We start from the raw sequence: 12,987 nt of genomic DNA, 5'->3' as shown, positions 1-12,987 counted from the left end.
GATGTTATTTATCTAGCACCTGATTTGTTAATAAAACACTGTAGTCTTCCCGCCGACGAATCAAGCGATGTGTGCCATTTTCTAGCAAGACTTCCGCAGGTTTGGGACGGTGTAAAAAGTGAGACGACATTGCATAACCATAAGCACCGACATCTAAAATGGCAACGATATCGCCAATTTCTAGCGCTGGGAGTTGGCAATTTTTCCCTAGATAATCTCGTGAATATGTGGTGTTACCACAAATGTCAGTAGTGAATGGATTGTCTACTTGTTTCCAAGTGATAATTTCTCGGTAGCCGCCGTGTACTGAGGGTACTGAAAGATTAGCAACGGTGGTATCAACTCCAACAATCTGTTTTTCTCCTTGCCATTTTACAGAAACAACTTGAGCAAGCAAAGTTGCACATCCAGCGATCGCACTTCGTCCGGGTTCAATCACCAAATCAATTTCCCGTCCTAAACGAGTAATTTTCTCGGTTAACCCAGCCCCAAATATTTCCCAGTTAAAGGCTGTTTTGTTGTGGTGATAAGGATAGCCAAAGCCACCACCAAAATCTAAATATTCCCAATCAGGTAACTTTTGTACAATAGCGATTACCGTATCAATCGCTTGGGTAAAAGCTGCTGTGGCGTTAGTTCCCGTTCCTCGATAGAAGTGTAAACCACTCAGCTTTAATCCCACCTCACCAGTTAAAGCGATCGCATCACTAAATTCCTCTGGACGTACACCAATGCGGCTATCTCCGGTAATTTCCGGCAAATTAAGGCGTAAACCCAGCCGAATAGATTTCTCTGTGGGTTTGGGCAAAACTTCACAGCACAACTGCAACTGAGCGAGGCTATCAAAATTGAGAGTTGTAACTCCCCAATTCAAAACTTGTATCATCTCAGCCTGATTCAAATTACTGCCGCTATAAACAATCTCACTTGGATCGAAACCAGCTTGCAATCCTAAATAAATATCTCCTGGCGTATTGGCGTGAAGTCCCCACCCAAAGGAGCGAAAAATTTTTAACAGCGCAATGTTGCCATTAGTAACACTGGCAAACCGAAATTGCGTGCGCGGATAACTGACTGCTTTGCTAATCCGCTCAATAGTTTCGCGCAAGCGATCGCCATTATAAACATAAAGCGGAGAACCGTAGTTATTCAGTAATTCCTCGGCAAATTCCCTGGAGAATGGGGGAGATGAGGAGATTAATTGCTCACTCCTAACTCCCAACTCCTCACTCCCAACTCCCAACTCCCTACATTTATCTAACCTTGCCATCGCTTGTAATTTCTCCATAGCCAACGATGTAACCAAAAGGGATGATCCCAAGACTGTTTACTTAGTTCTTCATTTAAAACGTGCGATCGCCAAAGTTGCCACATAATTAGTAACCAGAGTGTTTCACCAATTCGACGGCCTTGAATAGCTCCTCCTAGATTGCCTTCAACGATTTGTGCCGCGATGTGAGGATAAAAGTGATTGTGAGCGCGAAGTCTTTCTGGATTGAGCCAAATGCCGAGTTGATGCCAAAAATCATTTAAACACCAAGAAGTCAAAGGAACCCCCATACCCCGTTTTTGTCGCCAGACAATTTCGGGTGGAAGCCAATTTTCTACAGCCCGTTTGAGGATATATTTTTCACAGGCTCCCTGCAAACAGAGTTCTCCAGATAGGCGGAATGTCCACTCAGCTAAAGGTAAATCACAAAAAGGCGATCGCACCCACAACCCATGAGCAAACCCCAATGCAGTCGCACGGGGATGGATATTCTGCGCTCCTTTGAGCATCAAACTGGCACGGCGCAAGCGATGCAGCAAAGATGGACACTCATTGCGATCGAGAGCCGCCAACAGCCAATCTTCAGGATGCAAATTTTGGATCTGTGCATAAACCTCCGGCTGATAAACTTGAGATTCGTATCCTCCAAGACGGTGAAAGGTGCGGAGATATTGCTGGATAAAAGTTTCTTGTCCGGCGGGATTTTCTGCTTGATAAACACCTGCGGCAATTAAAGGTTTGTTCGTCCAACCGGCAAATAATTGATCTCCACCTTCGCCATTAAAAATTACCTGAGTTTCCTGACTCGCTCTCTCTGACAGGAGATACAACGGCACACACACGCCATCTCCAAAGGGCAAATCTAATGCTTGCACAGTCGGAATTAAGGCATTCTCGATCGAACTTGGGGTTACTGCAACTTTAACAAGCGGAATTTTGAGAAACTGGGCGACTTGTTCAGCATAGAGATATTCTGGAATACCTGCGTTACCAAAATCTAAAGTGTAGGCGCGGACTTTCACCCCTGCTTGTACCAGCAGCGCCGCCACCACTGAAGAATCGAGTCCACCAGAGAGAAACACCCCGACAGGCTCATCCTTTAAATCGGCAATTTGTCGCTCAATGGAGTTTTTAAGGAGAGTTTGCAATTCAGTAATTGCTGTAGCTTCGTCTGTTAACTGTTCTGACGCTTCTCGCCACGAGTGGATTTTTTTAGATTCAGGTGTTTGCAGAATACCTGATTGGCGATCGCTCTGCCAAACTAATTCAGTTCCCGCCGTCACTGCAAACACTTCTTTAATAGGAGTTAAGGGTGTAGGAACGTAAGAAAAACAGCTATAGCCATATAACCCAGGAATGCTAACTTCTGACTGTTGCAAAATCGGTAAAAGTAATTGCAGTTGGGATGCAAACCAGATTATTTGTCCTTGCACAGTCCAATACAAAGGAACTCTTCCGAAAGGTTCTCTTCCCAAAACTAGGCAGTTGTTTTCCTGGAGACTTACCCAAGCATCGGGTGAACTAAATAATCCTGATGCGGAGATGGCAGCAATTCGATTTTGTTGCGGTGGGGAATTGCCATCGATTCCTATGTAAACAACATTCCAGATGGGAAGAGGATTATTTTCCTGTGCAGAAAACTTCAAAGCCTCTCCCCTTCTAAAAGAGAGGTTTTCCACAACACTAGTCAACAGCGCTTCCAACTCCTGTTGCTCGCCGTAACCCCAATAGCCAAGAAAGTGATGCGGGATACCCATCTGGACTATTTAACTTCAAAGGTTGCATCGCTAATCTGCCGACCTTCTAGAAACATCTGCACTTGCCAATTGCCAACAGTTGCAGCTGGGTTAATAGTGTAGCGACACTGGGTATCCCAGACAGATGTATTAATTTCGCGGGTTTGATAGTTGTTTTGCTTGACAATTTGACCGCTTGGGTCAATCCAATTACAAGAGAGAGCCAGCTTTTTACCCAAAGGTGCATCCTTTAAGGTGACACGATACAACACTTCTGGATTGGTTTGGCGAGAAATTGTCTTTAAGTCGCTGCCATTATCTTGTGTTAAAGTGATGCGGTCTTGTTGAGCAGAAACACTGGAAAGTGTAGAACTTTGCTGCTGCATGAAAAATATTGTAGATGCAATGACAATTACTACAATTGCCACCACTCCAGAGGTAATCCATCGATTCCGGCGTTGTTGTACTTCCAGTGCTTGGCGGCGATTTAACTGAATCAGCGCTTCATCTAGTAACTCTGGCGGTAAATTCAACTCCTGTAAAATTTCTTTAACCTGCTGTTGGTCTAGTTCCGCTTCCCGACGCAATTGCAGACCTTCTACTTCTGTAACTATTTGTGATAATTGCTCTTGAGTCAGTCGCTGCGTCATAGCTTAACTCCTGTTGAAAAATTTGATTGCGATCGCTAAATCTCGCTTTTGTAGGTACATCATAAGCTACAAAATAAAGTTGTTGCTTTTCGGATTCTTTAAGAGATACTTTTGTAAACACAGACGCAATTCATCGCGTCTCTACTTCTCACTCTTGTACAGACGCAATTCATCGCGTCTCTCCCAACTCAGCCCTGATTATGACTCAAGAACAACAAACTACAATTGCAGGTATCTATGAAGTCTGCATCGGCATTCCAGAGCCAATTTCTGCAATTCACTATTGGGAGCAATTTGGCTATCGCATTGGTGAAGTGGGTGAATTAACCGCAGAGGTAGCCCATCAATTATATGGGGTGAATTCGTCTTTACGCTCAATTCGCCTCTACCACCAAAATGTAGATCATGGTTTGATTCGGCTGATGGTTTGGCAAAATCCCACCAATGAAGGTTTGGGAATAGCGTCAATGAAAATTAAGGGAAATCGCTGGGCAACAAGTTTAACTGCGGATGTCTTGAGTATTTTAAATCATATAGAGGATGCAAAAGCAGCAGGTTTTCCTATTAGATACTCTAGCCCTTATTGGGAAGTCATCTATAACAAAGATAGAAAAAGCCGTCCTTTTCTTGAGCCAGCAGTTGGCGTGCGAGAAATGCTGCTACTACAACCGTTAGCTCGACAGGTTTTGTTTCAACGATTTGGCTATACGCTACCACATTACGGACAAGTTAACCAGAATGCGCCTCTCAAGACTAGTCAGTTTACGCACATGGGGATTATTGTTCAAGATGACAGCAAAGAAACCCTGAAGTTTTATGAAGAAGTTTTGGGTTTGCTGCGCGTGCGGGATGGTGTCGAAACTAGCTATGAATCTTCGCCAGCAGGTAAAGATATTTTTGACCTGAATCCTGGTGAAAAGTTTATTGTGACTACCTTTGACGATCCTCGTTCTTCTAAGTCCGATCTGATGGCTACACGCAGTGGTAGACTTTATGTCATTCGATTCCCAGAATCTATTAATTTAGAATCGCGCTTTGAGGCAGCCCAACCAGGTAGCTTTGGTATGTCTTTATATACCTATCGGGTTAAAGGAATACAGGAATATTGCGATCGCATCAAGGCGAGTACTGCACAAAAAGTTACAGATATTATTAGCAATGAATTTGGCGAGACGAGTTTCTCCTTTATCGCACCAGATGGCTATTTCTGGACTTTGCTAGAAGGTAATTAACTAGACATCTGACGAAAAAAAATGTAGATACGCAAAATTTTGCTGTCTATTACTTGTTACCTGTAACTACTAGAATTAACATGACGAAAAAGAAGACTTCTTGCAAAAGCCAAAAAATAGCCCGAAAATAAATTTTCGGGCTAATAACTCAATTCGTTTGAAACTGGCTATGAAAGTATTTTTCGTCTGTTTCAACGAACTTTTGCTATTAGCTAGAGACTTAAGTCTTTAGCTGTTCAAGTATTCTTGCAATAGGATTTTTGCAATGGATTTAATAAAAATTCCCAATCCTTCCTTCACATTAGTTTAAATTTCTCTATTTCCGCCAATAGAGAGTTGCTTTTTGCTATGTTTCAACTCTTTCCAGAGTGACTTAATCTGCTGGTAAGCCTCTTCCTGAGACAATTTCCCCCCTGTCTCTAGGCAAGTGATGTAACTAATTTTTTGAGAGAATTCTTGGAGGTTGGCATTAAACACCAAATTCTCTGGCTGAAATTTACCATAATATCGACTACGAGGGTAAAGAAAGCTATTTTTGTCTTGCGAGTTAGGTTGCGTCATAAGTTTTCTCTTATAATTCTTTTCTTCTTAAATTTATAAACTAAAACTTTTCTCTTTGTGTATATACACAGGAGAAAATTCAAATTCCTGAAGAAAGAAGTAAATTTTTTAGTTCAATATTAGGATAAAGCAGAAGAACAGGTAATTAACTGTGGAAAATACTGAATTAAGCACCTCATCTACCAAAAGGAGTAAGTCAAATGACATATTTTTTGCGGAAAACACTAAAAGGAGTAAGTGAAATAGCATTTTGCCGATTAAACTCGACTTGCTCAAATGCGGCTCAAATAATATCATGCCCGCAGAATTAGTTATGATTACCATAGTCTTTAGCTAGGGTTGATAGCGAAGGCTAAAGTAAAAGCCATCATCCTGAGCGTTATTACCACGATCGCTCAGATCGATAAATGGAAATCCATAATCGAGCCGCAAAAAGAGATTATCAATTCCCATTGCCTGATTCCACAATAATCCTAAGCCTGCGCCCACTAAAAAAGTTTGATTGGGTAGCGGATTGGGATTATCAGACTGATTCCAGACGGCTCCCATGTCCACAAATGGCGCAAGTTGAATTGTTGATAATCCAGATTCATTGCGCTGCACTGTAAACCGATCTTCGATCGCTACCCGAAATCCATTATCCCCAGAACGGATATTTTGGCGATATCCCCTTACCGATTGTCCGCCGCCAATCACAAATTGCTGGGAAGGTAAAAGGCTATCTGGTGTAAGCTGCAAGTCTGCTTGGATGAGCAATAGATGATCGTTACTGAGTTGCTGCACGCGCTGTATTTGACCTAGCCAACTAAAAAAGCGACCATCGGGTATGGGGTCATTGTTGATAGTTGCATCTAATATATCAACGCCAAAATTAAATTGCGATCGCAAAAACCAAGCTCCTTTTGGTTCGCGCCTGATATAATCTTGACCAAATTTAATTACACTGGTACGGCTAACGCCATTGGCATCAGGCCCAATGCCAAAGGGGGTTGCGAGGTTATCAAAAAGGAAGGTTTGACCATCTTGATAGGTAAATCCTAAAGATAGGGCAAATTCTTCTTTGGGCGATCGCATCAATGGTTGACGATAATTGATTTCATAAAGATCCTGGTTTGCCCGAATGTCAAAGGCATCAAAGGGTGGCTCAGTAATTTCGTTGCGATTAAATGCCGCTCGAATCTGCACTTTGCCATTCATGGCGTTCACGGGAACCTGATAACTAAAATCAAAGACATCGGAACCACCAGAGAGTGTATGGTAATAGGAGCCAGCTAACTCATCTCCCATACCGGTTAAATTGCGCGATCGCAATTCAACACCCAATCTTTCCGCACCAATACTGGGAGGCGAATAATTATCTACACCCAAGCTACCAGTTAAAGGGTTTGCCTCTTCAACTCTCACAACGAGAATACTTTGACCAACCTTACCCGTTGGACGCAAACTCGCTTCCACATTTGTAAATAAGGGATCGAGTCGCAACAATTTCAACTGTTCTTCGAGCTTAACAGTATTCAGAGGAATACCAGCACCTAGTTGGATGCGACTACGAATATAAGATGGGTTTAATCGCCGCGTCCCTTCGATATCAATCTCTGTCAAACGCCCTTCCAACACCCGAATCACCACAACACCATCTGCGGTACTAAATTGTTGAGTATCTGGAATCGCTCTGGAATTTATATAGCCTTTATTTAGGTACAGTTGGGTAACGGCATCGGCGGCTTGTCTGATTTCTTCTAAAGTTAAGTCCCGTTCTTCAAAAGGTTTCACTACTGGATTAAAATCATTTTCCTTAAAAACTGTGCTACCTACAACCTGAATTTTGCGAACCCGAATGCGTTGTGGTGTTTCTGGTTGCGGGTTGGTTGCTGGAGTAGGTTCTGTTTCCTGTACTATTTGTAACTCTGACTGACTGCTATTTTGAACAGAGTTAGGTGTAATAATATTAGCTCTAGCTCTCAGTCCATTTGCAGTTACAATCCAGACCGCAGGCAGAATTAGCAAGCCGCACCGAAAGCTGAAACTGTGCTTACTGCATTTAGTAATTGCCAAACTCCGCCAAGTATCTAACTGATGAGATAAATAGACAATTTTTTGCTGAGTCGTTGCTCTAGGCTGAACACCAGTTTCTGTTTCTTTTCTCATTTCTCTTCAGTGGAGTGCCTTATATAACGACTGGGCTGATTTTGATTTTTGAGTGTGCTATGGCTGTATGAGTATTTCAATATCATATTTTTGATATTCAAATTTCAAAAGATTTGTAACTAAAACTATAATTAACAGCGATTTCTTCTAAGTGATAGTCCCTAGCATTATATTGTGGTAACAGGTAGAAAACTTGGGAAAACTTCGATGTCACCACTGATTTCCATTGTCATCGTCAATTACAACCGGGAGTCTTACCTTCAAGAAGCGATCGCTAGTGTCTTAGCGCAGACATGGCAAAACTTTGAGTTACTAATTTGGGATAATGGCTCCACAGATGGATCGGTGGCGATCGCTCGCACTTATGCTCAAAAAGATGGGCGAGTGCGGGTGGTGGAGGCAGACAATCAAGGAGTTGCTGCGGCTTGTAAGGCAGCGATCGGCCAAACTAGCGGCACTTACGTCGGTATATTAGACAATGATGATATCCTTGCCCCCACAGCTCTTGCTCAAACCGCTACAGTCCTCAACCGCCACCCAGAAACGGGATTTGTTTACACCGACTACTTAAATATCGATCCAAACGGCAAAGTTATCGGTTATGGCGATCGCTGTGACATTCCTTACTCTCGATCGGGTCTGTTGGTAGATTTCATGACTTTCCACTTCCGCTTGATGCGGCGATCGGTTTACGACCGAGTGGGAGGTGTTAACGAATCCTTCTCTTGTAGTGCCTATGATTATGACCTATGTCTGCGACTTTCAGAAGTAGCCCAAGTACGTCGAGTCAAAGAGCCACTCTATTTCTACCGAAATCATTCTCAAAACATGTCTGTTAGCAGGAGAACAGAACAAATCCTCTGGTCACAAAAGGCGATCGCTCAAGCACTTTGGCGGCGCGGATTAGCAAATAAGTTACAAATCGATGTAGAATTACCCACAGGTCGCTTCATATTACGGCGCAAAAAACCTCTACTACACAACATTGCCGCTTCAGTGTTAACTATTATGCCTCTGGTAACAGGCATGAGTGCGGGATTAGTCCAAGCACAACAAATTGTCCCAGCTACCGATGGGACAAACACAATTGTGACTCCCAACGGCAATCGACTTGATATCACTGGCGGCACAACTTCTAGAGATGGTGCAAACCTCTTTCATAGCTTTCAACAATTTGGGATTTCACCAGAACAAATCGCCAACTTTCAAGCTAGTCCGGCGCTGCAAAATATCCTTGGTCGAATTACAGGCGGGAATGCCTCGGTTATCAATGGTTTAATTCAGGTGACAGGTGGCAATGCTAACCTTTTCTTGATGAATCCAGCCGGATTTATTTTTGGAGCAAACGCCAGTTTAAATGTGCCTGGTGCTTTCACAGTCACAACAGCCAATGGTATTGGTTTTGGTAGCAGTTGGTTTAACGCTATTGGTGTTAATGACTACAATGACTTAGTTGGAAACCCCAATGGATTTGCCTTTAGTACAAACCAGCCAGGAGCGATCGCAAATGCTGGAAATTTGGTAGTAGGTGCTGGGCAAAATTTGAATTTATTAGGCGGTACTGTAGTCAACACCGGGCAACTTTCAGCACCAGGAGGGCAGATTGCCCTTACATCCGTACCAGGACAAAATTGGGTGCGTCTCAGTCAGCCAGGAAATCTGCTGAGTCTAGAAATTCAGCCCCTCGCCTCTAGTAGCACCCAACCCAATAACTGGACAATTCCCATTGCATCTTTACCAGAATTGCTGACAGTTGGTAACACAGGGTTAACTGCCAATCCTGATGGAACTGTAAAATTGACAAACTCCAATGTCACAATTTCCACAACTTCAGGTACAACGATTGTATCTGGGCAAGTAAATGCAGCGAGTCAAACAGGCGGTACGGTAACTGCTTTGGGTAAAAAAGTCGCGGTGATTGATGCCAATATTAACGCCTCTGGGAATAATGGCGGCGGTACTGTGCTAATTGGTGGAGATTATCAAGGTAAAGGGACTTTACCCAACGCAGATCGGACTTACGTGGACTCAAAATCCGTCATTAATGCTGATAGTAATTTGAATGGAAACGGCGGACAGGTAATTGTTTGGGGTAACGACACAACCCAGTTTTTTGGAAAAATTTCGGCTCGTGGAGGAGCAAATGCGGGGAATGGTGGTTTTGTAGAAGTATCAGGCAAAAATTTCTTGACCTTCAACGGTTTAGTAGATACTTCAGCCGTCAATGGCAACTTTGGTACTTTATTGCTAGACCCCAGCACATTGACAATTATCGATGGTGCAGCAGGAACAGGTGATTTTGATGCCACAGCAGGCAATATTGCCTTTGGCGATGCAGATATTGGGGCTAACACTGTTTCTTGGGGTGCGATCGCAGCTTCGGGTGCAAATATCAACTTACAAGCTACAGGGAATATTACCATCAATGACATCACCGGAGCGACGCCAGGAGTGACTACCCCTGGTGTGGCTACATTAAACTTAGGTAATGGCGGTAGCTTCAGCCTGAGTTCACAAACCGGTTCTGTAAACTTTGTCGATCCTACCAACACAATCGGCACAACCGGAGGAGCCATTAACATTTCAGGAGCTAGCTTATCACTAGGAAATCTAGACACAACTGTTGATTTCAATAGAAGCGGGGATATAAACTTGTTTGCAAGTGGCAATATTAGTGCAGGCAACATCATTGCCAGTGGACAGGGCTACTCAGCAGGTAATGTTCAAGTAGTAAGCAGCAATGGTGGAATTACCCTAAATCAGATCAACACCAGCGATAGTGGAGGGATTGGCAATGCCACGGGTGGAACGGTAACTTTGACTGCGGCAGGCGATATCCTTGCGGATACCATTAACTCCTCTTCAAATGATGCCAATGGCTCAGGTAAGGCTGGTGATGTAGCCGCAACAACCACAGACGGCAGTATTACCACAGGGGCAATTAACTCATTTGTAGTTAAGGAAGGAGGTGGCGATTTTATTGGCACTGCTGGCGCGATTAGTTTAACTGCCAGAGATAATATCACTGTTAATGATGCCATTAACGCCTTCGCGATCGCTACCGGAGTCGATGGAACTGGAAACGTTACAGCTGGCAACGTTACTTTACAGACTACCAATAATGCTGGCAGCAATATTCGTTTTACCAACATCAACACCCAGTCCATAGCAGACGATTTTGTTGATGGAAACACAGTTCAAGGTGGCAATGTGCAAGTGCTAACCAACGGACTGATTCAAGGAACAGGAACCGGTGAAGCGATCGCAACTGGTGGATTTTTTACTGGCGAAGGAGATACTAATGTTCAACCTTTAGCAGGAGGTACTATTAGCATTCGCCATGATGGTGGCCCAAATAATGTAGATTTTATTGTCGGTGATGCAAGTGTCAATGGTACAGCAGGGTCAATCACTACAGGTGACAATTCAATAATCGCTTCAAACAGCTTTCCAGTCTTGCCAAATGGCGGAGATGCTAGCGGTACACCAACCGGCATCACCATTACTTCCGTTAATACCCCGCCGACATTAACGGCAAACTCATCGCTACCCGATACCCAGACTAATCAACCTGTTACCTTAACGTTCTCTAGTTTGGCTCCGCTGGTCAGCGATGTTAATAATGACATCACCTCCATCAAGGTGGATGTCGTGAATACGGGAAATATCACTGTCAATGGCGTTCCCGTCATCCCTGGTGTTACAACCTTATCTAGCGGCGATACTTTGGTATACACACCCCCAGCAGATACAAATGGGTCACTAAATGCCTTTGTAATTAGCGCAAATGATGGCGTTTCCTCTTCTGCACCTGTACAGATAGGAATCAACGTCAGTCAAACTCCTACTCCCAATCCTGAAACTCCCAATCCTGAAACTCCCAATCCTGAAACTCCCAATCCTGAAACTCCCAATCCTGAAACTCCCAATCCTGAAACTCCCAATCCTGAGACTCCCAATCCTGAAACTCCCAATCTTGACCCGTGCACATTCCAATGCAATCTACCAAGTAAACCGAATAACCCTGTCCTCAATAATCCTAAGATTGATAACCCCGTTCTTAATACCGACCCCACTCCCGAAGATAATTTCACAGATGATTTTACCGACCATTTAGGCATACCCACCCCTAGAATCAAAACCCTAGATGATGCCAAAGAAATTGCTCGCAAAATTGAAGAAGCTACTGGTGTGAAACCTGCATTTATCTACATCAGTTTTGTCCCTGTGGAAATTCTACCAGGGGTAAATCTTGGCAAAGCTAAAAAATCTACTAAACAATTGAATACCGTAGCAGAACAAGATAGCGACCAACTGGAACTAGTAGTAGTAACAAGAAAAGGCGATCCTATCCGCAAGCGCATCCCAGAAACAACTAAAGCCAAAGTTCTCCAAGTAGCTCAAGAATTTCGTGACCAAATCGTTAGTCCACAAAACCGTCGTCGCACCGGTTATTTGCGTTCATCTCAACAACTTTATCGCTGGATTATTGCACCATTAGAGGCAGATTTACAAGCGAGAGAAATCAACAATCTGGTCTTTTTACCAGACATTGGTTTACGTTCAACCCCAATGGCAGCACTTCACGATGGTAAGGGATTTCTAGTAGAAAAATACAGTATTGGCTTAATGCCTAGTCTTAGTCTGACTAATACCCTCTATAAAGACATCAAAAAATCTCAAATTTTAGCGCTGGGAGTTTCTCAGAGTACTCAGGGACAAGAGCCTTTACCAGCAGTCCCCCTGGAGTTATCAACACTAGTATCTAAACTCTGGCAAGGCAAATTATTGTTAGACAAGCAAGCCACCTTAGAAAATCTCAAAACGATCCGCCGCCAACAACCTTTTGGAATAATTCACATGGCAACCCATGCAGATTTTGCTACGGGTGCTTTGAGTAATTCCTATATTCAACTGTGGGAAGACAAGTTGCGCTTGAACCAATTACGACAATTGCGCTTGAATGAACCTGAAGTTGAAATGCTCGTGCTGAGTGCTTGTAGAACAGCTTTAGGGGATGAAAAATCTGAACTGGGATTTGCAGGTTTAGCAGTGCTGGCAGGTGTGAAAACTAGTGTTGCTAGTCTTTGGTCGGTTAATGATGCTGGCACAGCAGCGTTGATGACAAAATTTTATGAGAATTTAAAGACAGCTCCAATTAAGGCAGAAGCTCTTAGACAGGCTCAGGTAGCTATGGTCAAAGGGCAAATTTATGTCAAGGATGGACAAGTGCAAGGTCTAGGAGGAGTTGGGAATTTGCCTTTACCTGCTGACAGTGCTGATGAATCACTTATGCATCCTTATTATTGGGCTGGATTTACAATGGTTGGTAATCCTTGGTGAAGATAGGGAATATAGAGTCATAAATCGACTGACGTACTTCTAGTGGA

General features: G+C 43.4%; 7 protein-coding genes. 2 read left to right on the top strand and 5 right to left on the bottom strand.

Annotated elements, in window-relative coordinates:
* Positions 1-4: 4 nt before the first annotated feature.
* The 3 genes from V7K53_RS18900 to V7K53_RS18890 are packed head-to-tail and all read right to left on the bottom strand — an operon-like array spanning position 5 to position 3,656.
* Positions 5-1,288 carry a diaminopimelate decarboxylase family protein gene (locus V7K53_RS18900; RefSeq protein ID WP_335198994.1) on the bottom strand — a complete coding sequence of 428 codons (1,284 nt, stop codon included), beginning with the start codon at positions 1,286-1,288 and terminating at the stop codon, positions 5-7.
* Positions 1,258-3,027 carry an asparagine synthetase B family protein gene (locus V7K53_RS18895; protein ID WP_335198993.1) on the bottom strand — a complete coding sequence of 590 codons (1,770 nt, stop codon included), beginning with the start codon at positions 3,025-3,027 and terminating at the stop codon, positions 1,258-1,260. The genes V7K53_RS18900 and V7K53_RS18895 overlap by 31 nt, the downstream gene beginning before the upstream one ends.
* Positions 3,028-3,032: 5 nt before the next feature.
* Positions 3,033-3,656 (bottom strand): DUF3859 domain-containing protein, encoded by a 624-nt coding sequence (locus tag V7K53_RS18890; RefSeq protein ID WP_335198992.1) that lies wholly within the window; start codon positions 3,654-3,656, stop codon positions 3,033-3,035.
* Positions 3,657-3,856: 200 nt separating this feature from the next.
* On the opposite strand from V7K53_RS18890, the gene V7K53_RS18885 reads away from it, so the two are divergent.
* A complete protein-coding gene (locus V7K53_RS18885) occupies positions 3,857-4,888 on the top strand; it encodes a VOC family protein (protein WP_335198991.1) in 1,032 nt (343 codons plus the stop codon).
* A gap of 306 nt (positions 4,889-5,194) precedes the next feature.
* Here the strand turns inward: V7K53_RS18885 and V7K53_RS18880 are convergent, their stop codons facing one another.
* Together V7K53_RS18880 and V7K53_RS18875 are read right to left on the bottom strand one after the other, a co-directional pair.
* A complete protein-coding gene (locus tag V7K53_RS18880) occupies positions 5,195-5,449 on the bottom strand; it encodes a DUF7219 family protein (RefSeq protein WP_322637376.1) in 255 nt (84 codons plus the stop codon).
* Between the two features lie 333 nt (positions 5,450-5,782).
* Complete coding sequence (locus V7K53_RS18875) at positions 5,783-7,597, bottom strand: ShlB/FhaC/HecB family hemolysin secretion/activation protein (protein WP_335198990.1); 1,815 nt, start codon at positions 7,595-7,597, stop codon at positions 5,783-5,785.
* Positions 7,598-7,804: 207 nt separating this feature from the next.
* Between V7K53_RS18875 and V7K53_RS18870 the strand changes: the two genes are divergently transcribed.
* The gene (locus V7K53_RS18870; RefSeq protein WP_335198989.1) at positions 7,805-12,940 is read left to right on the top strand and encodes a CHAT domain-containing protein; all 5,136 of its coding nucleotides are present in this window, start codon (positions 7,805-7,807) and stop codon (positions 12,938-12,940) included.
* Positions 12,941-12,987: the final 47 nt, after the last annotated feature.

Source organism: Nostoc sp. (assembly GCF_036917355.1).
Classification (GTDB): Bacteria; Cyanobacteriota; Cyanobacteriia; order Cyanobacteriales; family Nostocaceae; genus Nostoc.
This window is presented reverse-complemented; position numbering and strand designations above follow the sequence as displayed.